The sequence below is a fragment of the Curtobacterium sp. 320 genome, from assembly GCF_031455235.1.
Lineage (GTDB): Bacteria > Actinomycetota > Actinomycetes > Actinomycetales > Microbacteriaceae > Curtobacterium.
Genome location: NZ_JAVDSI010000003.1, coordinates 260349 through 281315, shown reverse-complemented (window position 1 = coordinate 281315; position 20967 = coordinate 260349). Strand labels below are relative to the sequence as shown.

Annotated in this window: 23 protein-coding genes and 1 tRNA gene; 14 read left to right on the top strand and 10 right to left on the bottom strand. The window is 72.8% G+C overall.

The genetic code is table 11. The annotated features are described in order from the left end of the window. Window positions 1–82 precede the first annotated feature (82 nt). Window positions 83–1330 carry a hypothetical protein gene (locus J2X60_RS06780; RefSeq protein ID WP_309886882.1) on the bottom strand — a complete coding sequence of 416 codons (1248 nt, stop codon included), beginning with the start codon at window positions 1328–1330 and terminating at the stop codon, window positions 83–85. A 72-nt stretch (window positions 1331–1402) separates the two neighbouring features. Further along, window positions 1403–2365 carry an SDR family NAD(P)-dependent oxidoreductase gene (locus J2X60_RS06775; protein WP_309886881.1) on the bottom strand — a complete coding sequence of 321 codons (963 nt, stop codon included), beginning with the start codon at window positions 2363–2365 and terminating at the stop codon, window positions 1403–1405. A 96-nt stretch (window positions 2366–2461) separates the two neighbouring features. On the opposite strand from J2X60_RS06775, the gene J2X60_RS06770 reads away from it, so the two are divergent. Genes J2X60_RS06770 through J2X60_RS06755 form a run of 4 tightly spaced genes read left to right on the top strand, consistent with a single transcriptional unit; the run spans window position 2462 to window position 5949 of the window. Next, window positions 2462–3442 (top strand): HD domain-containing protein, encoded by a 981-nt coding sequence (locus J2X60_RS06770; protein WP_309779381.1) that lies wholly within the window; start codon window positions 2462–2464, stop codon window positions 3440–3442. 26 nt (window positions 3443–3468) lie between these two features. Continuing rightward, window positions 3469–3729, top strand: coding sequence for a hypothetical protein (locus J2X60_RS06765; RefSeq protein WP_071301920.1), 261 nt, complete (start codon window positions 3469–3471; stop codon window positions 3727–3729). A 49-nt stretch (window positions 3730–3778) separates the two neighbouring features. Beyond that, a complete protein-coding gene (locus J2X60_RS06760; protein WP_309886880.1) occupies window positions 3779–5089 on the top strand; it encodes a PP2C family protein-serine/threonine phosphatase in 1311 nt (436 codons plus the stop codon). 26 nt (window positions 5090–5115) lie between these two features. Next, window positions 5116–5949: a family 16 glycosylhydrolase gene (locus J2X60_RS06755; RefSeq protein WP_217637343.1), complete on the top strand. Its 834-nt coding sequence runs from the start codon at window positions 5116–5118 to the stop codon at window positions 5947–5949. Between the two features lie 3 nt (window positions 5950–5952). On the opposite strand, the gene J2X60_RS06750 is transcribed toward J2X60_RS06755, so the two are convergent. From J2X60_RS06750 to J2X60_RS06740, 3 genes are read right to left on the bottom strand one after another with little or no spacing between them, the layout of a single operon-like run. After that, a complete protein-coding gene (locus J2X60_RS06750) occupies window positions 5953–6171 on the bottom strand; it encodes a hypothetical protein (RefSeq protein ID WP_071294861.1) in 219 nt (72 codons plus the stop codon). A gap of 22 nt (window positions 6172–6193) precedes the next feature. After that, window positions 6194–6448: a Rho termination factor N-terminal domain-containing protein gene (locus J2X60_RS06745; RefSeq protein WP_071294860.1), complete on the bottom strand. Its 255-nt coding sequence runs from the start codon at window positions 6446–6448 to the stop codon at window positions 6194–6196. Window positions 6449–6472: 24 nt separating this feature from the next. After that, the gene (locus J2X60_RS06740) at window positions 6473–6808 is read right to left on the bottom strand and encodes a DUF3140 domain-containing protein (protein ID WP_309779375.1); all 336 of its coding nucleotides are present in this window, start codon (window positions 6806–6808) and stop codon (window positions 6473–6475) included. A gap of 85 nt (window positions 6809–6893) precedes the next feature. Here J2X60_RS06740 and J2X60_RS06735 point away from each other — a divergent pair, with 85 nt between their 5' ends. Both J2X60_RS06735 and J2X60_RS06730 read left to right on the top strand, forming a co-directional pair. Further along, window positions 6894–7793, top strand: a complete 900-nt coding sequence (locus J2X60_RS06735; RefSeq protein WP_309886879.1) for an SDR family oxidoreductase — start codon at window positions 6894–6896, stop codon at window positions 7791–7793. Between the two features lie 88 nt (window positions 7794–7881). Beyond that, entirely contained in the window at window positions 7882–8019 is a 138-nt protein-coding gene (locus J2X60_RS06730; RefSeq protein ID WP_156794898.1) for a hypothetical protein, read from the top strand. Here the strand turns inward: J2X60_RS06730 and J2X60_RS06725 are convergent. Next, on the bottom strand, window positions 8003–8638 hold the full coding sequence (locus J2X60_RS06725; RefSeq protein WP_309886878.1) for a DapH/DapD/GlmU-related protein: 636 nt from the start codon (window positions 8636–8638) through the stop codon (window positions 8003–8005). The genes J2X60_RS06730 and J2X60_RS06725 overlap by 17 nt on opposite strands. A 152-nt stretch (window positions 8639–8790) precedes the next feature. Between J2X60_RS06725 and J2X60_RS06720 the strand changes: the two genes are divergently transcribed. Beyond that, window positions 8791–9738 carry a methyltransferase gene (locus tag J2X60_RS06720; RefSeq protein WP_309886877.1) on the top strand — a complete coding sequence of 316 codons (948 nt, stop codon included), beginning with the start codon at window positions 8791–8793 and terminating at the stop codon, window positions 9736–9738. Here the strand turns inward: J2X60_RS06720 and J2X60_RS06715 are convergent. Then, window positions 9719–10138: a VOC family protein gene (locus J2X60_RS06715; RefSeq protein ID WP_092387519.1), complete on the bottom strand. Its 420-nt coding sequence runs from the start codon at window positions 10136–10138 to the stop codon at window positions 9719–9721. The two genes, J2X60_RS06720 and J2X60_RS06715, sit on opposite strands and share 20 nt — an antisense overlap. A gap of 109 nt (window positions 10139–10247) precedes the next feature. Here J2X60_RS06715 and J2X60_RS06710 point away from each other — a divergent pair, with 109 nt between their 5' ends. Further along, the gene (locus J2X60_RS06710; RefSeq protein WP_309886876.1) at window positions 10248–10925 is read left to right on the top strand and encodes a hypothetical protein; all 678 of its coding nucleotides are present in this window, start codon (window positions 10248–10250) and stop codon (window positions 10923–10925) included. 129 nt (window positions 10926–11054) lie between these two features. Continuing rightward, on the top strand, window positions 11055–13451 hold the full coding sequence (locus J2X60_RS06705) for an excinuclease ABC subunit UvrA (RefSeq protein WP_309886875.1): 2397 nt from the start codon (window positions 11055–11057) through the stop codon (window positions 13449–13451). A 255-nt stretch (window positions 13452–13706) separates the two neighbouring features. On the opposite strand, the gene J2X60_RS06700 is transcribed toward J2X60_RS06705, so the two are convergent. After that, a complete protein-coding gene (locus J2X60_RS06700) occupies window positions 13707–14855 on the bottom strand; it encodes an epoxide hydrolase (RefSeq protein ID WP_309886874.1) in 1149 nt (382 codons plus the stop codon). 104 nt (window positions 14856–14959) lie between these two features. Here J2X60_RS06700 and J2X60_RS06695 point away from each other — a divergent pair, with 104 nt between their 5' ends. Beyond that, window positions 14960–15637: a TetR/AcrR family transcriptional regulator gene (locus tag J2X60_RS06695; protein ID WP_309886873.1), complete on the top strand. Its 678-nt coding sequence runs from the start codon at window positions 14960–14962 to the stop codon at window positions 15635–15637. Window positions 15638–15773: 136 nt separating this feature from the next. On the opposite strand, the gene J2X60_RS06690 is transcribed toward J2X60_RS06695, so the two are convergent. Further along, on the bottom strand, window positions 15774–16190 hold the full coding sequence (locus J2X60_RS06690; protein WP_396127782.1) for a YkvA family protein: 417 nt from the start codon (window positions 16188–16190) through the stop codon (window positions 15774–15776). Between the two features lie 484 nt (window positions 16191–16674). On the opposite strand from J2X60_RS06690, the gene J2X60_RS06685 reads away from it, so the two are divergent. Continuing rightward, window positions 16675–17982: a glutathionylspermidine synthase family protein gene (locus tag J2X60_RS06685; RefSeq protein ID WP_309886899.1), complete on the top strand. Its 1308-nt coding sequence runs from the start codon at window positions 16675–16677 to the stop codon at window positions 17980–17982. A gap of 35 nt (window positions 17983–18017) precedes the next feature. Then, complete coding sequence (gene mgrA, locus J2X60_RS06680) at window positions 18018–19061, top strand: L-glyceraldehyde 3-phosphate reductase (protein ID WP_071301990.1); 1044 nt, start codon at window positions 18018–18020, stop codon at window positions 19059–19061. 90 nt (window positions 19062–19151) lie between these two features. Here mgrA and J2X60_RS06675 read toward each other — a convergent pair. Continuing rightward, window positions 19152–19224: transfer RNA gene (locus J2X60_RS06675), tRNA-Val, on the bottom strand. Between the two features lie 86 nt (window positions 19225–19310). Here J2X60_RS06675 and J2X60_RS06670 point away from each other — a divergent pair. Further along, window positions 19311–19955: a SatD family protein gene (locus J2X60_RS06670; protein WP_309886872.1), complete on the top strand. Its 645-nt coding sequence runs from the start codon at window positions 19311–19313 to the stop codon at window positions 19953–19955. After that, window positions 19955–20812, top strand: coding sequence for a hypothetical protein (locus tag J2X60_RS06665; protein WP_309886871.1), 858 nt, complete (start codon window positions 19955–19957; stop codon window positions 20810–20812). The genes J2X60_RS06670 and J2X60_RS06665 overlap by 1 nt, the downstream gene beginning before the upstream one ends. The last annotated feature ends 155 nt before the right edge of the window (window positions 20813–20967 follow it).

Here is a 20967-nt window from a genome sequence, read left to right as displayed (position 1 = left end):
GCGGCCTGGAGGCGCGGTGCGGGCCCGACCCGCGCCTCCAGGCCCGCAGGCGGTCGCGTCTCCCCGAGAGGGACGTCGGAGCTCAGGAGGTCTGCCAGAGCACCGACGCCCGCGCGCCGTCGCTGAAGACGTACGCCCGGCCGGCGTCGCCGAAGTCGAACCCGAGCGGACCCGGCTCGATCGACGCGACGAACTCGGTGCCCGCGGGGGTCTCGTCGTCCTGGATCCACTCCGGCACGCCGCCGTACTGGCCCGCGACGAGGACCCCCTCGGCGGCCGCGGCCGCGAGCACTCGGTCGGGGTCCTCGTCGTCGTGGACCATCGGCACCGGCACGTGCCGGAGGAGCATCGCGTCGGCGAGGAGCGGTGGGGACGCCGGCTCCGGGTCGTCGGGATCGCCGTGCGGTGAGACGGGTCCGGCCGCGAGGTGCAGCCCTCGGAGGGAGAACACGAACGCCGCGTTCGCGCCGCTGTCGGGCTCCCACGAGGGACACGTCCCCGGGTCGAACTGACACACGAACACGCTGACGAGCGTCTCCCGGTGTTCGATCTGGGCGGTGAACTGCATCGGTTCGTCGTGGTGGGCGCACAGCGGCCACTCCCATCCCTCGGGCACCGCGGGGGCACCGCCGATGCGCGAGGCGGTGAACCGGGCCGGCGCGTCAGGTCGGTACGCCCCGAGGACGATCGTGCCGAGGTGCTCCGCCACCGACGGCGCCGTCCGGGGAACTGGGGGCTCGGTCGGATGCTCGACCAGCGTCAGCACGGTGCGCTCGGGTCCGCTCCCACGCTCGGGTCCGCTCCTGCGCTCGGCGACGACGAACCGACCGGGCTGTCGCGGCGCGAGCGGCAGTTCCCAGCGGAGGAGCGGCCAGTCGGGCATCCCACGCTCGCCGGTGCCCGGGTCGGGGCCGTTGTCCGCCGATCGGAGCATCCGCACCACGGCTGCGACGTCGAGGTCCGGGAACCCCGCCGCACGCGATTCGGCGACCACACGGGCCGCGGCGCGGTCGAAGGGGGCGTCACGACGGCGGGCGCGCGGACCGCCGGGACGGACGACAGCGGCGTGGGTGCCGTGCAGGACGAGCAGCGGCGGGAGTGTCCACGCCGATGCGATGAGGAACGAGGCGCCGACCACCCGGTACCGGAAGGCGTTCTCGAACACCGAGATCGCGACGAAGGCGACGACGAGCACGATCCACGCGGTGACGAGCACGGTGGTCCAGGGTCCGCTGCCCGCCTTCGAGCCCGCGCGGTGCAACCGTGCACGTGCCCGGGCAGCGTCCTCGGTGTCGACCTCGACCCGTGTCGCCGGTCCTGCGTCGGCCATGCGGTCCCCCGATCCGCGAGCACCCGACGCGCTCGCGAGCAGCAGGCTAGCGGTCGGACACGGCCGCTCCGGTCACCGGCGGGAGCGCCCGAGCAGCACGGCGCCCACGACCGCAGCCGCGCCCGCCCAGGCCAGCGGCCGGGTCACGCGGCGGCGCTTCGCGACCCAGCCGCCGTTCGTCGCGTTGCCGGCGTCGGCCGGGGTCCAGAGGTTGCCGTCGGTCGGCGCTCCCCTGCCGCGGAGCGCGAACGTCTGCACCATCGGCTTGGTGATCTTGTGGAACAGCCCGGGGAAGACGTACTGCAGCGGCACGAGCGACGCCTGGATCCGGCCGACGAACCGGTAGCGCTTGGGGTGCAGTGCCGTCCGGACGACCGCGCGGCCGGCACGCTCGACGGACACCGTCGGCGGCAGCGGGTGCGAGGTCTTGCCGGTGTAGTTGGCGCCGTTCTGGTAGATCGGCGTGTCGATGGTCGACGGCAGGAGCGCGGCGAAGCGGATGCCCGTGCCGGCGAACTCGTCGCCGAGGACGTCGACCAGGCCGAGGGCCGCGTGCTTGCTCGTCACGTAGGCGGACTGGTACGGCGCGGACAGCAGCGACTGGATCGAGCCGACGAGGACGTAGGTGCCCTCGCCCCGCTGCTTCCAGTGCGGGAGCAGGGCGGTGATCGCGTGCAGGTGGCCGTACAGGTTCGTGTCGACGACGCGCTTGAAGGCCTCGGTCGGGGTCTGCTCGAAGAGGCCGTAGACGAACAGGGCGGCGTTCCCCACGAAGACGTCGATCCGTCCGAAGCGGGTCGTGGTGGTCGCGACGAGGTCGCGGACGGCGTGCTCGTCGGCGACGTCCGTGGGGATCGCGACTGCCTCGGCCCCGAGCGCCCGGCACTCGGCGGCGGCGGCCTCGAGCGAGTCGTGGCTGCGGGCGGCCAGCACGAGCGTCGCGCCCTGCCGTGCGAACTCGTGCGCGGCGGCCCTGCCGATCCCGCTCGATGCTCCGGTGACGACGACGATCTTCCCGCGGAACCGATGTGCCATGGGTCCTTGGTACGCGGTGGCGGCTCCGTCCCCGCACAGGGCGCGTGCTGCACGGCGGGTCCGGTAGCGTCGAGGGGCAGGCGACGAGGGGGAACGGTGCACGGGGACGCGGTGGACACGCTCGGGATCGACGGGGTCTGGTTCGATCCGCTCTGGCGGGTGGAGGTGCGGCTCACCCCGCTCGAACGACGACTGCTCGAGACGTGGACGGTGCGGCGGCTCGCGTTCGTCGCCCACGCCGGCGGTGCCGCGCTCACGACGACCCAGTCGTACTCGCGGCTCGAACACTCCCTCGGGGTGCTCGCGCTCGTCACCGCCTTCGCCCCGGACGACCACCTCGCCCGCACGACCGCACTCCTGCACGACGTCGGGCACCTGCCGTTCAGCCACACCTTGGAGGGCCTGGGCGGCCTCGAGCACCACTCCCTCGGACGAACCGCGATCCGGCACCTCGCGGACGAGGTCCCGGGCATCGACGCCGACCAGGTCATCGCGGTCGACGAGGGCCGCGTGCCGTCGGTGCTGACGTCGGTCCCGGGCGGACTGAAGCTCGACCACCTGGACTCGTTCCTCCGGAGCGGCCAGGCGCACGGACGGACGCAGACGCCGCCGCACGTGCTGCTCGGTCGCCTGCGGCTCGTCGGCGGGACGGTCGACGCGGATCCGGACGACGCCCTCGAGCTGGCCGACCTGGCCGTCCGCGAGGCACTCGCGCAGCGCTCCGCGGCGAACCTCGTGCCGGTGACCGTGCTCCGCGACCTCGTCGGGCGGCTGCTGGACCGCGGTGCGCTGTCGCCGACCGACCTCGCCCGGAGCACCGAGGACGAGGTCTGGGCGCGCCTCGTCGCCGACCCTGAAACCTCCTCCGACGCCGACCTCCTGCGCCGCCGACCGCAGGCGTGGCGTATGCGCACCGGCGACGGACCCGTGCCGACCGGTGCGCTCCGGCACACGGTCAGCCGTGGCTACCTCGACCTGCCGACGGTCGGAGGGCGTGCCCTGCGCGATCCGCGTGTCGAGGCGCTCGCCGCGGGCCTGCCGCTCCGGGTGGCCGTGACGCGCGACGGGGTGCGCTGACGCGGGCCGCCTGCCACGATGGGCCCATGCGCAAGGACGACCTCACCGTCGACGAGGCGACCGTCATCGCCCAGCACGCCCGCGACGGCGTGTTGGAACTCGACGACCCCGAGGTGCGCAAGGTCGTCGAGCAGGCGAACCGGGTCCTCGTCCGCGCACAGATGTGGGGCGACGAACCGAGCCCGAGGCTCCGACGCCGCCGACGGTTCATCGCGATCGGCGCCCTCGTGATGGTGCTCGTCTGGGTCGCGGGGCTGCTCGTGCCGCTCGCGGTCCGCTTCGGGTGACCCGCGCACGGGCTTGCCCTGTCGGGCCGGAACGGCTTGACTCGACCCGATGACCAGCACGGCCGGCTCGACCGCGACCCCCAGGACCTGGACCGTGACCGCACGGGAGGACACCGGGCCCATCGTGCTCGTCGGGATCCGCGCCTCGTGGGCGCCCCTGGCGAAGCAGTCCGTCGTCGCCGCCCTCGTGGTCGCCGCCGCGGTGACCAGCACGCTCACCCCCTGGCTCCCGGTCACCGACGCGCCGCGGATGTGGACCGGCGTGGCACTGGCCCTCGGCGGGCTGCTGGTGGCAGCTGTGATGGCGCGCTGGCCGGGCGCCGCCCGCGCCGAGCTGGTCGTCCCGGCGATCGACTTCATCGCGATCGGGCTGCTCCGGTACGGGACGGGCGACACCCGTTCGGTGTTCCTCGCCGTCGTCGTCCTGCCGGTGATCTGGATGGCGGCGAGCCCGGGTCGGCGTCACGTGCTGTACCCGCTGCTCGGGACCTGCGCCACGCTGCTGTTGCCGTACGTGCTGGAGCCCACCGAACCGCGTCCGAGCGAACTCGTCCGGCTCGCCTTCGCGGTCGTCGTGTACGGCGCGACGGCGGCGGTGACCAACGAGCTCGCCCGGCAGGCGGACGTCCGGCTGAGCACCGCGCAACGTCGTCGTCGCTTGGCCGAGGGTGAGATCGACCGGGCCGCCCTCGTCCAGCAGTCCCTGCTGCCCGCGTCCACGGAGGGACTCCCGCCGGAACTCCACGCACTCGGGGTGTGCATCCCGGCGCGGACCGTCGGCGGTGACTTCTACGACTGGTTCCCGACACCGGACGGCGCGGCCTTCACGCTCGGCGACGTGATGGGCAAGGGTGTCGGCGCGGGCATGATCGCCGCCGCGGTCCGGTCCCTCGTGCGCAGCACCGTCGACGAACCGGACGCGGCCACGGCGGTCCGTCGAGCGGCCGCCGGCCTGGCGACCGGGACGTCCGACGTCGAGAGCGCACAGTTCACGACGTGCTTCCACGTGCGGATCGACCGCGACGGCCATGCCCGCTGGGTCGACGCCGGCCACGGGTTGAGCCTGCTCCGGCGTGCCGACGGCGCCGTCCGATCGCTGCGGTCCGGGCACCTGCCGATCGGCGTCGGGACCTCGTGGTCGAGCGAGACGACCGACCTCGAGCCCGGCGACGTCGTCGTGAGCGTCAGCGACGGTGTGCTCGACCTGTTCGGCGGGGACCTCGATGCGCTCGACCGCTTCGAGGCCTGGGTCGCCGAACGCTCGCACCCCCAGCAGCTCGTCGACGGGATCACCGAACTCGCCCACCGCGGCGAGCACCCCGACGACGTCACGGTGCTCTGCATCGCCTACCGTCCCTGACCACACCGATACACGAGGAGCACCGCATGGACGACCGCATCGACCGTCGCCGGTTCATGACCGCCGGCATCGCCGGGACCACCGCCGCGATCGTCGGCACGAGCATCGCGAGCCGCTCCACGCCGGCCGTGGCGGCAGCGGGCACCCTGCTCGCCGCGGACGAGTTCGACGGGCCAGCAGGCAGTGCACCGAACAGCGCGGTCTGGCGGTACGACCTCGGCGCGGGCGGGTGGGGCAACGGGGAACTGCAGACCTACACGGACTCCCGGCGGAACGCGGCGCTCGACGGTGCCGGCAACCTCGTGATCACCGCCCGGCGTGAGGCCGACGGTTCGTTCACCTCGGCACGACTGAAGACCGAGGGCACGTCGACGGCGCAGTACGGCCGGATCGAGGCGCGCATCCGGATCCCCCGGGGGCAGGGGATCTGGCCCGCGTTCTGGATGCTCGGCGCGGACATCGGGTCGGTCGGGTGGCCGGCCTGCGGCGAGATCGACGTGATGGAGAACGTCGGGTACGAACCGACCGTGGTCCACGGCACGGTGCACGGCCCGGGGTACTCCGGCGCGCAGGGCATCTCGGCGGCGTCCACGAACCCCACGGGGGCTCCGTTCGCCGACGACTTCCACGTGTTCGGCGTCGACTGGCGTCCGGACTCGATCACGTGGTCGGTCGACGGCACGGCGTACCGGACGCTGACCCGCGCCGACGTCGGGGCGAATCCGTGGGTGTTCGACAAGCCGTTCTTCGTCGTCCTCAACGTGGCCGTCGGCGGCTCGTGGCCCGGGTCACCCGACGCGTCGACGCGCTTCCCGCAGCAGATGACGGTGGACTGGGTGCGCGTCTTCGCGAACGCCTGAGGCTCAGGGGCGGCCGCGGCCGTTCCGCGCGACCAGCCACAGGTACGTGCTGTGCCCGATGAGGGCGAGGCCGAAGAACACCGCGGCCACGGCGTACACGCGGTCGAGCTTGCCCTGTCCGATCACGAGCATCACGACGCAGAACACGACGGCCACGGCGAGCACGCCCACCTGCACCGTCGACCAGATCCGTCGGAAGCGCGGCATGCCCGTCTCGTTCACGACTCCATGGTGCCAGATGCCGTCAGTGCTCCCGGAGCGCCTCGACGAGCTCGGCCTTCCGCTTCGACGAGTACCCGGTGATGCCGAGCTCCTTCGCGCGTCGCTTGAGGTCCGCCACGGTCCAGTCGTCGTACGACCCGGACTCGCCGCCCTTCTTCGCCACGGCGTGCTCGCCCCGCGCCGCCGCGGCGTTGCTGATGCGGGCGGCCTTCTCCTTCGAGTTGCCCTCCTTGCGGAGCTCCTCGTACATGTCCGGCTTCTTGAGTTGGTTCGGCATGGCGCACACCGTACGCCGAGACAGTCAGCCCTTCTCGGGGTCATTGCCCCAGTTCATCAGCGAGTACCGCCACGGGGTGCCGTGCACGTCGCCGCTCGGACGTTGCTCGGCATGTCGCGCGACGTAGCCGACCACCTTGCGCATGTGGGCGTAGTCGGCGTCCGTGTAGTCGCCTTGCTTCTTCTCGAGAATCCGGACGATGTGCCGCCCGCTCTCGTGCCCGGTCGATTCGCCGCCGCCGGCGGGCTTCTGTCCGACCTGCTTCGACTCGTCGGTGTCGAGCCACTTCCTGAGTTCCGACGCGGTCATGTTGACCGCCTCGTCGAAGTCCTTCCGGGTCTGCTGCTCGTCGTCGCTCATGGCCTCGACCGAACACCGCACTTCTGGGAACCGGTCCAGAGCGGGTCCGGTTTCGTGGAGGGGAACCGATGAGAGGACCCGCACCATGCCCCGCGACCAGTACGAGCCAGCCGACCCGCGTACCCGCTACCCCGACGTCCAGCCGGAGCCGCAGACGCAAGCCGAGCCGGGCCTCCAGAGCCGCATGCGGCCGGTACCGGACCTCGGTGAGGAGACCTACCGGGGAACCGGCCGGCTCGCCGGTCGGAAGGCGCTGATCACCGGCGCGGACTCCGGTATCGGTGGCGCCGTCGCCATCGCGTTCGCACGCGAGGGTGCGGACGTCGCGCTCGCGTACCTCCCGGAGGAGCAGTCCGACGCGGACCACGTCATCGAGCAGATCCGCGCCGCGGGCCGGACGGCCGTCGCGGTGCCAGGTGACCTGCGGGACCGGTCCTACGCGACCACGCTGGTGGAGCAGGCCGTCGCGGGGCTCGGCGGCCTCGACGCGCTCGTGAGCGTGGCCGGCAAGCAGCGTTGGCAGCCCGAGGTCGAGGACCTCACCGACGAGCAGTTCGAGGCGACGTTCGACGTCAACGTGTTCGGGCTGTTCCGCCTGGTCCGCGCTGCGCTCCCTCACCTCCAGCCGGGGTCGACGATCACCACGACGGCGTCGATGGAGGCGTACGAGCCCGCTCCGGACCGGCTCGACTACGCGGCGTCGAAGGGCGCGATCAACAACCTCTCGAAGGGGCTGTCGCAGGCACTCGTCGAGCGTGGGATCCGGGTGAACATCGTGGCTCCCGGACCCACCTGGACCGTCCTGCAGCCGAGCGGCGGCGTCGACCCGGAGTCGCTCCCCGAGTTCGGGTCGAGCGAGTCGCCGATGGGCCGCGCCGCGCAGCCGGCCGAACTCGCGCCCGCCTACGTGTTCCTCGCCTCGCACGAGTCGAGCTACGTCGCCGGGGAGACCCTCAACGTGAACGGCGGCATGGTGACGCCGTGACCGGGCACGGCCCACGGGCTGCACGCACCCGGGAATGGAACGGGCGTCCCGGGTGTCTCATCCACCACCGAACGCGAAGGAGCACACCATGAGCCACGACCTCCACGAGAGCACGGCCGTCGACGTCCAGCGGAGCTGCACGCCGGCGACGACGGTTTCCGTCCTGCACGACGAGCGCAAGCCGTCGTTCGGGCGCTGGCTGGGGCAGATCAACCGGCAGGACTGACCGCCGGAGCGATGCTCGCGGTCGGGGCCGCGGGCGTCGCCGCCGCGGCGGCCGCAGGCGCGGGGGCGGCGCCCGGGACGCCGAGTTCACGGATCCGCCGCGCCGGCACCCCGGCGTAGACCCCGTGGGACGTGAGCCGCCCCCGGACGACCGCCCCGGCCGCGACCACCACGTCGTCCTCGATGACCGTCCCGGGCAGCACGACGGCACGCCCACCGATCCAGACCCGCTCGCCGATGTCGACCGATCGGCCCGAGGCGGTCTCGCTCCACGCTCCGTCGTCGCCGATCTCGTGGTGGCTCGTCATCACGAGCACCTGCATCCCGATCGCGGTACGGTCGCCGATCCGGACCGGTGCGACGGCCTCGACCGTGACGTTCCGGTTGAAGTACACGCCCCGGCCGACCACGAGGTTCTTCGGGTCCCCCGTCAGTGAGAACAGCGGACCGGGGCTCGACGCGAGCTCGGCGCCCGCGGCGGACGCGATCAACCGGCGCACCGCACGCGGCAGGAACGGCGACCCGAGCAGCAGCGTGAACAGCGTGTACTCACGGGCGTGGATCGCGTCGTCGCGCAGTCGGGAGCCGAACGTCGACGGAGATGCGGTGCGTGCGGCCATGCCGCCTCCTGGTCTCGGGGAGTGGACGTGTGCGACCTCGCACACGTCCGGAACGCTAGGTCGCCCCGGCCACGGTCGACAACGCGCGGACCGGGGCGTTGCGCGATTCTTGCGGTGTCCGCTGCCGGGATCCGCACTGCTACCGTGCTCGCATGTCCTGGGGCCGACGGTACTTCGCGGTCCAGTCGGTCGCGGGGGCCCTCTGGTGGATCGCGGTGTGCACCCTCCCCGGGGTCCGATCGGCGACCCTCGGCTCGCTCGACCCCGTCGTCGTCGCGGTGTTCGACGTCCCGCTCTTCGTCGTGGCATCGGCGCTCGGGGCGGCCGGCAGTCGCGCCGCCGCGGCGGTCACGACCGGGTGGACCGCGCTGGTCCTGGCCGCCCTGGCCGTCTGGGCCACCGCGACGACCGAGGCCGGTGCCGGTGTGCTCGTGATGATCGGCGCGACCGTCGGGTCCACCCTCGCCCTGGCGCTCGTCGTGCTCGGCCGGGTCCCGACCGAGTGGCTGACGACCGGCCCGCTGCGGTTCCGGACCGCCGACCCCGACGCGGGTCGCCGCCGCCACGTCCTCGGCACCGTCCTGCAGATCACCGTCTTCTGGGGGCTCTTCCTCGTGGTGCTGCCGCTCGTCATCGCCGCCGCCGAGCACCGCTGGCAGCTCCACCCGACGCTGCCCGACGGCGTCGTGACCACCGCCGTCGTCACCGGAGCCGTTGCACTCGTCGCCGCGAGTGCGCTCGGCATCGCCTCCGCAGCGGCGATGTCGACGCAGGGCGCTGGGACCCCGCTGCCGTCCGCGATGCCGAACCGGCTCGTGATCGCCGGTCCGTACCGCTCGGTGCGCAACCCGATGGCGCTCGCCGGCATCGCCCAGGGCGTCGCCGTCGGACTCCTGCTCACCTCGTGGATGGTCGTCGTGTACGCGCTCGCCGGGTCGATCGTCTGGAACTGCGTCGTCCGCCCGCTCGAGGAGGCCGACCTCGACCACCGGTTCGGAGACGACTTCCGGCGCTACGCCGCACGCGTCCGGTGCTGGGTCCCCCGGTGGCCGGTCCCGGCGAGCGCACCGGCGGACGCGATCAGCCCGCCGCGCCGCTGATGTTGACGAGCCAGGTCACGCCGAAGCGGTCGGTGACCATGCCGAACGTGTCGCCCCACGGGGCTTTCGTGAGGGGTTCGATGATCGTCTTCGCCCCGTCGGCGAGCCCGTTCCAGTAGCGCGTGAGGGCTTCTTCGTCGTCACCGCTGAGGGACACCGAGATGTTGCTGACGTCGGGGCCCTCCATGCCGGTCGGTGCGTCGGAGGCCATGAGCAGCAGACCGTTCTCGCCCTCGAGCTGGCCGTGCATGACCTTGTCGGCGTCGGCGGGGTCCTGTGCCATCCCGGCCTCGCCGAAGGTGTTGACGGTGAGTTCGCCGCCGAAGACGCCGTGGTAGAAGTCGAGCGCGTCACGGGCCTGGTCGCGGAGGCCGATGTACGGGTTGAGTCGGACGGTCATGGTGGACTCCTCGCGGATGGTGCACGGGCGCCGTCGTCCGTGTCGCGTCGATCGTCCCAGACCGTCGGCGCGCGCGGAAGCCCGTGGGCGGGTCGTGCAGGATGGGGCGGTGGACAGCGACGACGCGTACGACGAGCACCTCAGCGCCGAGATGCCGTGGACCGAGGTGGTCCGGACACTCGAGGGCCTCGGGTGGACGCCGTGCGGCACCGGGGACTGGGCGTGCGCGTTCCGTTCTCCCTCCGGTCGGCTCGCGGCGCGGGTCAGCCCGTTCGACCCCGCCGGGCCGTACTCGGCGATGCTCTACCGGGTGGCGGCGCACACCCGTCAGGTCCCCGTACTGGTCGACCACCGCGTGCTCGAGGGTGGGTCCGACCTCACGGTGATGGAGTACCTCGCGCCGGTGTCCGCGGCCGAGGGGGCGGCCTTCCACCGGTCGATCCGTGCCCGCGAGCCGGACGTGGCGGCGCTCGCCGAGCACATCGACGCCGTGTACGCGCGTGGTGCCCGGGAGCAGCCGTGGTGGGGTCCGCTCGACGACAACCCGGCGAACGTGATGCGCGGCTCGGACGGCCGGCTGGTCGTCGCCGACCTGTTCTACGCCGACGGCCCCGCGCTGTACGCCACGGTGCGGGACGACCCCGACCGGGTCGTGCGGGACTACCCGGAGCACCTGCGTCGGCACATGACGGAGTTGCCGCTGGCGAGTTCCGGCGGGTGGGCGGTCGGCGACGCGGAGCGGATGCGCCGGGCGCTGGCGGCGGCTGACCGACGCCGGTCGGGATGACGTCCGGACGGTCCCCGCCCACCACCAGCACCGGACGGTCCCCGCCCACCACCAGCACCGGACGGTCCCCGCCCACCACCAGCCCCCGAGCACCCGAGCACCCAGCCGCCTCGGCCTAGCATCGTGAGGATGCCCGACCCCCGCCCCGACGAGTTCATCCGCGTCCGCGGCGCCCGCGAGCACAACCTGCAGGACGTGGACGTCGACATCCCCCGCGACCGCATCGTCGCCTTCACCGGCGTCTCCGGCTCCGGCAAGTCGAGCCTGGCGTTCGGCACCGTGTTCGCCGAGGCGCAGCGCCGGTTCCTCGAGTCCGTCGCCCCGTACGCCCGGCGGCTCATCGCGCAGGGGTCCACCCCGCACGTGGAGTCGATCACGGGACTCCCCCCGGCCGTCGCCCTGCAGCAGCGCCGCGGTGCCCCGAGTGCCCGCTCCACCGTGGGCACGCTGACGACCCTGTCGAACTCGATGCGCATGCTGTTCTCCCGCGCCGGCACCTACCCGCCGGGAACCGACCGGCTCGAGTCCGACTCGTTCTCGCCGAACACCGCCGCCGGGGCCTGCCCCCGCTGCCACGGACTCGGCACCGCGCACGAGGTCACCGAGGCGTCCGCGGTCCACGACGACTCGCTCAGCATCCGCGACGGCGCGATCACCGCGTGGCCCGGTGCCTGGCAGGGCAAGAACCTCCGCGACGTGACGGCGGTGCTCGGCTACGACATCGACCGGCCGTGGCGGGACCTCCCCCGCGCCGACCGCGACTGGCTGCTCTTCACCGAGGAGCAGCCGGTGGTCGAGGTGCACCCGAAGCGCGACCGGGTCGCCAAGCCCTACCGCGGTCGGTTCTGGAGCGCCCGACAGTTCGTGCTGCACACCCTCGCGGACTCCCAGAGCGAGACCCAGCGCACCAAGGCCCTGCAGTACGTCGAGTCCGGACCGTGCGGCCTGTGCGGCGGCACCGGGCTCACCCGGGCGGCCCTCGCCGTGACGGTCGGCGGGCACAGCATCGCCGACCTCAACGCGCTGCCGATCACGGCGCTCGCCGACGTGCTCCGGCCGATCGCTGCGATCACGGACGCCTCGGCGGCGACGTCCCGTGCGTCCTCGGGCGAGCACACCGAGGTGGCCGTCGCGATCGCGGGTGACCTCGTCACGCGCCTCGACGTCCTCCTCGGCCTCGGGCTCGGGTACCTCGCGCTCGACCGGTCGACGCCGACGCTCTCCCCCGGTGAGACGCAGCGGCTCCGGATCGCGACGCAGCTCCGCTCCGGGTTGTTCGGTGTCGTGTACGTCCTCGACGAGCCGAGCGCCGGACTGCACCCCGCCGATGCCGAGTCCCTCGTGCAGGTGCTCGACGACCTGCGCGCCGGCGGCAACAGCGTCTTCGTGGTCGAGCACGACATGAGCATCGTCCGACGGGCCGACTGGATCGTCGACGTCGGGCCGGGCGCGGGCTCCGGTGGCGGCACCGTCCTGTACAGCGGTCCCGTCGACGGCCTCCAGCACGTCGAGGGGTCGGTGACGCGGCGGTTCCTCCACCCGGCCGGCCCACCTGCCGCCCGCACGCCGCGGGACCCGGTCGCCACCCTGGCGCTCCGCGACGTGACGCTGCACAACCTGCACGGTCTCGACGTCGACGTCCCGCTCGGGGTCCTCACCGCGGTCACGGGGGTGAGCGGCTCGGGGAAGTCCTCGCTCGTCGGTGGCGTCCTGGCCACCGAGGGCGCCTCGCACCCGCTCGTGACCCGGGTCGTCCAGGTCGACCAGAAGCCGATCGGCCGCACGCCCCGATCGAACCTCGCCACCTACACGGGCCTGTTCGACGCCGTCCGCCACGCCTTCGCCGCCACCGACGCGGCACGGGAGCGCGGCTGGGGCGCCGGACGGTTCTCGTTCAACGTCGCGGGCGGCCGGTGCGAGGTGTGCCAGGGCGAGGGGTCCGTCTCCGTCGAGCTGCTGTTCCTGCCCGGCAGCTGGGCGCCGTGCCCGGAGTGCCACGGTGCCCGGTACAACGCCGAGACGCTCGAGGTCCGGTGGGACGGCGCGAGCATCGCCGACGTGCTCGGCATGACCGTCGACGAGGCGGCACCGTTCCTCGCCGGCCTCCCGGCCGCGGCGCGCGGGCTCGAGACGCTGCGCCAGGTCGGTCTCGGCTACCTCCGACTCGGCCAGCCCGCCCCGGAGCTGTCCGGCGGCGAAGCGCAGCGGATCAAGCTCGCCACCGAACTGCAGCGCGCCCGGTCCGGCCACACGCTCTACCTGCTCGACGAGCCGACCACCGGCCTCCACCCCGCCGACGTCGAGCTGCTGTCCGAGCAGCTGTCGCGGCTCACGGACGCCGGCAACACGGTCGTGGTCGTCGAACACAGCATGGACGTCGTCGCGGCGGCCGACCACGTCATCGACATGGGTCCCGCCGGCGGGGACGCGGGCGGGCAGGTGGTCGCCGCCGGCACACCGGCCGCGGTCGCGGCGTCCGCCACGAGTCGGACCGCGCCCTACCTGCGCGCGCAGCTGGGGCGGTGAACGCGACCGGGTGACGGCCTGGAGGCGCGGTGCGGGCCGGAACCGCGCCTCCAGTCCGACCCGGTGCGGGTCGAGGGCTGCAGCGCTCGCTGAGTGGCCATCAGCTTTTCATCCCTCAGGAGGATGCACCCGCGGGGCGACCGGAGCATGCTGAGCGGTGTGTGGGGAGTCCGGTCGTCCGCGACCGCGGTCGTGGGGGCCGCGGTCGCGACGCGCCGGACCGTCTGATCCGACCCGGTCGGGGCCGATCCGTCCTCAGCGACGCAGCCCGCGCAGCCCGCTGCGGAGCTCGTCGACGAGGAGCTCGGGCTGCTCGAGTGCCGCGAAGTGCCCACCGCGCGGCGCCTCGCCGTAGTGGACGAGGTCCGGGTAGGCGGCCTCGATCCACGTGCGCGGCAGGAGCGGGATGTCCCGCGGGAACACGGTCACGGCGACGGGGAGGTGCAGCACCGGTCCCGCCATCGTGACGCTGCGGTTCTCCCAGTAGATCCGGGCGGACGACGCGGCGGAGTTCGTGAACCAGTACAGCGAGATCGTGTCGAGGATGTCGTCGACGTCGATGGCCTGCTCGGCGAGGCCCTGGTTGTCCGTCTTCGACTGGAACTTCTCGTAGATCCACGCTGCTTGCCCCACCGGTGAGTCCGCGAGGGCGAACCCCGGCGTCTGCGGCTTCGTGCCCTGCAGGTGGTTCGACCCGCCGAGCGGTCCCGCATAGCGCGCGAGGGTGTCGACCGCGTGCTGCTCCTCGGGCGTCCGCTCGTCCGGGATCGTCTCGGGGACGGCGTACGGGGTGTTCAGGTGGATGCCCGCCAGCCCCTCCGGGCGCGCCGCCGCGAGTGCGGTCGTCACCACGGATCCCCAGTCCCCGCCGTGTGCCACCCACAGGGTGTACCCGAGTCGCCGCATCAGCTCGGCCCACGCCGTGGCCGTGCGATCGGCGTCCCACCCCGTGGTCGTCGGCTTGCCGGAGAACCCGAACCCGGGCAGCGACGGCACGACCACGTCGAAGGCGTCCGCAGGGTCACCACCGTGTGCGGCCGGGTCGGTCAGCGGACCGATGACGTCGACGAAGTCCAGGACCGACCCCGGCCAGCCGTGGCTGAGGAGGAGCGGCATCGCTCCGGGTTCGGCGGACCGGACGTGCAGGAAGTGGATGTCGATTCCGTCGATCTCGGTACGGAACTGCGGGGTGCGGTTCAGCCGTTCCTGGAACCGCACGGGGTCGTGGTCGTGCAGCCAGTGGTGCACGAGGGCCCGCAGGTTCTCCGACCGGACGCCCTGCGACCAGTCCGGCACGGTCTCCGGGTCGGGCCACCGGGTCCTGGCCAGACGGGCGCGGAGGTCGTCGACATCCGCCTGCGGGACGTCGACGCGGAACGGGCGGACGGCGGTGGATGCGGTCATGGTCTGCGGTCCTCACGATGGGTGTGCGGCAGATCGTTGCACACGGTTGTGCAACGAACACCGGAACCGTAACCCATTGCACAGCAGTGTGCAATGATCGGTGCATGGCTTCCGGATCCGCACGCGACCTCGCGATGGACGAGACACGGAACCGGATCCTCGACGTCGCCCGCGAACTCCTCGGCCGGCGACCGGATGCCGGCATGGGCGAGATCGCACAGGCCGCCGGAGTGGTCCGCCGCACCGTCTACGGACACTTCCCGGCCCGTACCGACCTCGTCCGCACGCTGGCCGAGCGAGCGGGAGCGGAGATCGGTGCCATCCTCGAGCGCGCCGACGTCGACGGATCGCCCGCCGACGCCGCGTGGGCGCAGTTCGTCACCGACCTCTGGCCGCTCGCTCACCGGTACCGGGTGCTGTTGGCGCTCCGTCGCGGGCAGCAGGGCGACGAGATCCACGCCCTGCTCGGTGCGGTGGACCGGCGTCTCGCCGTGCTCGTCCAGCGGGGTCAGGACGACGGGGCCTTCGGGCTGCACCTCCCGGCGATCGCCCTCGGGCAGATCGCCTCCGCGACCGTCTTCGCCATCGCCGACGACAGCCGCCCGACGGCACCGGACGCGCCGGATGCCGGCGACGGAGCGGACGACGGCGATGCAGCGGGTGCCGCCGATGCAGCGGGTTCCGCCGATGCACTCGATCTGCGGGCCGCGGTCACCACCAGCCTCCTCGTCCTCGGCGTCCCGGCAGCACGGGCGCAGGAACTCGCTCCCGCGTCGGACTGACGGGGTCGATCGGGACCACCGTCGCGCGCGCTGCACCACCCCCAGCGACTCCGCCGCGCCCACGCCCCCACGTCCACGCCGGCGCGCGTTCCCACGTGCACGTCCGGGGCCCGTTCCCGGCCGGGTCTCGGCCTGGTCAGGACCTCGACAGCCCCACCGCGGCGCGCACGGCACGCAGCCCCTCCGGCGTACCCGGCCAGTGCCGATCCAACGCCACCGCACCGGCCCGCCGCGTGACGAACCGGAGCACGAGCGCGACGACGATCGCGTCGTCGAGGTACCCGATGACCGGCACGAAGTCCGGCACGAGGTCGATCGGCAGCAGCAGGTACCCGAGGAGCGCGACGAGGGCGATGCGCACACCCCGCGGCACCGTCGGGTCAGCGACGAGCCGCCGGACCAGCCGCACGACGTCGGGGACGAGCCGGAGCGTCTCGACCAGCCGGAGGCCGTCACCAGATCGACGTGCGGCGACCACCAGGGCGATCACCACGACGCCCCACACGATGACGAACCCGCCCACGACCGCGACGACGACCGACCACCACTCCATGCCCCGAGCATGGCGGACACGGCGTCGCGGGAGCTGAGCGAACGGACAGGTCGCGCTGCGAAGCCGGTGTCGAGCCGGAACGGTGCCGCAAGCCCCGGTACTGTTCCCGTTCGTGAGTGTTCGTCGTCGCGCGTCCCGTGTCGTCTCGATCGGGGTCGTCGCAGCCCTCGCCGCGTCGTTGACCGGCTGCGGGGAGGGGTCCGGGGTAGACAGCGACTACGCGAAGATCTGCCGCGACAACTCGACGCAGAAGCGCCTGCCGGACGACGACTGCAACAACCACGGCGGGCACGCCGGCTGGTACTACCTCCCGCTCAGCGGCAGCCGCGCGACGAAGGTCCACGCCGTCGGCGACGCCGTGTCGGGCGGCACCGCCAGCCTCCCGTCGGGCAAGACCGCGGAGTCGGGCATCTCGTCCCGCGGCAGCTCGGTGACGAAGGGCGGCTTCGGCGGGTCCGGCGAGCACGGGGGGGTTCGGCGGCTGATGGAGCGCGTCGAGTTCACCGAGCGCCCGGACTGGCAGCGACGGATCCAGCAGACCGGCCTCATCTACTCACGGTCGGTGCGCGAGGACGGCACCGCGGTCGAGTACTGGAACGACGGCGCGGCGTACGTGTTCACGCTGCCCGAGGTCGAGGCGCTCGAACGGCAGACCGAGGAGCTGCACCGGATGTGCCTCGAGGCCGCCCGGTACCTCGCCTCCGGCGAACTCGGCACCCTCGGGCTCACCCGCGAGGGCTTCGACCTCGCCGCGTGGTCGCTCGAGCAGGACGAACCGGACGTGTACGCCCGCTTCGACCTCGCGTACGCGGGCGACGGCTCCCCCGCGAAGATGCTCGAGTACAACGGCGACACCCCCACCGGGCTCATCGAGGCCTCGGTGACGCAGTGGCACTGGCTGCAGGACCGCATCGCGGACGGGACGCTGCCCGCCGACACCGACCAGTGGAACGGCATCCACGAGGCGATGGTCGCCCGCTGGCGCACCCTGCTCCACGCATCGCTCCGCGCCGAGGAGGGCGGGCGGCTCTTCGTCGCCCACTCCGACCTCGACACCGCCGGCGAGGACTGGAACACCGTCGCGTACATGCGGGACCTCGCCGGCGAGGCCGGGTGGGAGCACACCGGCATCGAGATGAAGGACATCGGTTGGCACGCGGTCGTCCGGCAGTTCGTGGGCAACGCCGAGCCCGCCGGCTCGTCCCGGAGCGTCTTCACGCTGCCCGGCGACGAGGACGGCACGCAGTACCCGGTCATCCGGAACCTGTTCAAGCTCTACCCGTGGGAGGACCTCGTCTCCGGGGACGACCGCGCCCGCGGTGACCAGGAGTTCGGCGCGTTCCTCGTCAGCGACCGTGGGCGCCTCGGCCGCTGGTACGAGCCCGCGTGGAAGATGTTCCTGTCGAACAAGCTGCTGCTGGTCGCGCTCTGGCGGCTGTTCCCGGGCCACGAGAACCTGCTGCCGGCGTTCGCCGACGGCCCGAACGGCATGACGGACTTCGTCGTGAAGCCGGTGTTCGGGCGCGAGGGCGACGGCATCGCCGTGCACCGCGCGGACGGCTCGGTGACGACGAACGGCTCGGAGTACCGCCGCGCCGGCACCGGCGGCGAACGGGTCTGGCAGCAGTACCACGAGCTGCCGGACTTCCCCGGGTCACGCGGCCACAACCACCCGGTGCTCGGCTCGTGGGTGGTGGACGGCGAGTCGTTCGGCGTCGGCATCCGCGAGTCCGACGGCCCCATCACCGACTACTGGTGCCGCTTCGCGCCGAACGTGATCACCGCGTCCTGAACGACGGGGCCGCGCGTCCTGCCACGATGGACGGCATGACCTACACCGCCAGCAGCGACCGCTACGACACGATGCCCTACCGCCGTACCGGGAACTCCGGCCTCGACCTGCCGCTGCTCTCGCTCGGCTACTGGCACAACTTCGGCGACGACGTCGCCTTCGAGACGCAGCGTGCCGTGAGCCGCCGCGCCTTCGACCTCGGCATCACCCACCACGACCTCGCGAACAACTACGGGCCTCCCTACGGTGCCGCCGAGGTCAACTTCGGGCGCCTCATGCGTGAGGACTTCCGGCCGTACCGCGACGAGATGATCGTGTCGACGAAGGCCGGCTGGGACATGTGGCCCGGCCCCTACGGCCAGGGCGGCGGCTCCCGCAAGTACGTCCTCGCCTCCCTCGACCAGTCGCTGCAGCGCACGGGCCTCGACTACGTGGACGTCTTCTACTCGCACCGCCTCGACGCGTCCACCCCGCTCGAGGAGACGATGGGCGCCCTGCACACCGCGGTCCAGCAGGGCAAGGCGCTCTACGTCGGCATCTCGTCGTACGACGCGGAGCGCAGCCGCCAGGCCGCCGCGATCCTGCGCGACCTCGGCACGCCCCTGCTCATCCACCAGCCCTCCTACTCGATGCTGAACCGCTGGATCGAGACCGAGGGGCTGCTCGACGCCGCGAGCGAACTCGGCTTCGGCGTCATCGGCTTCACCGCCCTCGCGCAGGGGCTCCTGACCGGCAAGTACCTCGACGGCGTCCCGGAGGACTCCCGCGCCGCCGCCGGCAAGTCCCTCGACGCGTCGAGCATCACACCGGAGGTGGTCGCCCACCTCCGTGCCCTGAACGACGTCGCCGCCGCACGTGGCCAGTCCCTCGCGCAGCTCGCGCTGGCCTGGGCGCTCCGCGACGAGCGGGTCACGTCGCTCGTCATCGGCGCCTCGCGCGTGTCCCAGGTCGAGGACAACGTCGCCGCCCTGGCGAACACGTCCTTCACCGACGAGGAGCTCCGCACCATCGACGAGCACTCCGTCGGGATCGCGGACGTCGACCTGTGGGCCGGTGCGCGCGCCGGTCAGGTCTCCTGAGCGGGAACCGTCACCAGGTGGCGGACGGGAGGCGCGGTGCGGGGCCGCGCCGCGCCTCCCGTCCCGCAGGCGGTCGCGTCTGCAGCTCGGTGGGCCCTGCCGGGATCGAACCGACGACATCCACGGTGTAAACGTGGCGCTCTACCAGCTGAGCTAAAGGCCCTCGCGTCGAGTCTACGGCGTCGGACACCCCGCCCGATGTTCAGCCACAGGCTTACTTTCGGCGATGTGAAGTCGTATCCTTAACACGTGCACTCCGACCCCGTGATCGCGGTGATCGTCGACCTCGTCGACTCCCGCACCCTCGACGACCGCGCAGCGGCCCAACGTGACGTCGAGCGCGCCTTCGACGGTACCCCAGCTGTCGAGGCGGTCGATCCGCTGCGCGCCACCGTCGGCGACGAGTTCCAGGTGATCTACGCCACGCTGACCGACGCACTCGTCGCGACCACGGCCGCGATCCTCGCCCTCCCGCCGACCGTGCAGATCCGGTTCGGGATCGGGCGCGGCACGGTGCGGACGATCGGCACGGGTGCGGTCGGTCCCCTGCAGGACGGCCCCGGGTGGTGGTCCGCCCGCGACGCCATCAACGAGACCCACCGGCGCGAGGACGGCCGGACCGCGTTCCTCCGGGCCTGGTACCACGACGCCGAGGACCGCCACGGACCGACGGAGCGACTCGTGAACGCCTACTTCCTGAGCCGCGACCACGTCGTCTCGCGCCTGACCCCGCGTGCACGGCGGATCGCCCTCGGGCTGGTCCAGGGCCGGACCCAGGCGCAGATCGCTGCTGAGGAGGGCATCACCCCGTCGGCGGTCTCCCAGTCCGTGCAGAAGTCGGGCGTCGCCGCACTGGTCGAGGGCCTGCGGGTCCTCGGGGACGGGGGCCGCTGATGCTCGCCGGGGTCCTCCTCGCCCTGATCGGGACGGCCGACGTCGTGCGCACCCGGACCGGCACCGACGCCGCACCACGCCGCGTCCTGACCGTGATCGTGGTCCTGCTGCTGTGGATCGGGGTGGCCGTCGTCGCCGTGCCGGGCCTCGGCCTCCCCGTCGCGGCGGTGGCCACCGCGATCGTGCTCGCCGCCCTGTGGATCGGCACGACGACGCCGGTGCGTCCGACCGACGCCCGGCCGTCGACCACGCCGCGACGGGTCTGGTGGCGCCGCTCGGGCTCGTGGCCGTCGGTCCTGCTGGCGGTCGCGCTCGCCGTGCTGCTGCTGACGGTCCCGTCCGTCGATCCCTCGGGGTTCGTCGTCGAGTGGCAGCGTGGTTCCGCGCCGGCGTTCGTCGCCGCCGTCCCGCTCGCCGCGATCGTCGGCGGCGTCGGAGCGGCGCTGTTCCTGGTCGACTCGGCCAACGTCGTCGTCGCCCAGGCCCTCCCGCCGGGACTCTCCCCCGACACCGTCAGCCAGTCGGTCGAGGGCGGGCCGGCGCGGCGGCTGTTCGCCCGACGACCCCGTGGCGACGCCCGTACCGCTGCGGACGGCGACGGCAGCGAGGGCACGGTCCTGCTGCAGGGCGGCCGCATGATCGGCCCGATCGAGCGCCTACTGCTCGCCGGGTTCTCGCTGGTCGGGGCCTTCCCCGTGGTCGCGGCACTGATCGCGGCCAAGGGCATCGTCCGCTTCCCGGAGATCCGCCGCGAGACGACCGGGTACCAGGCCGAGTACTTCCTCATCGGCAGCCTGGTGAGCTGGGCGATGGCGTTCGCCGCGGCCGGCATGTGCTGGTTGCTCGCACAGGGCTGAGGCTCGCGCCGCGTGTCGAACCACGAATCCGACATCGAACAACCGCCGGGTCCCGGTTCGATGTCGGATCCGTGGTTCGACGCCGCCGGCGCACCGCTGTCCGGCCACGGGACGCCACGGGTCGATCCACAGCGACCGCCCCGGGAGAACCCGGT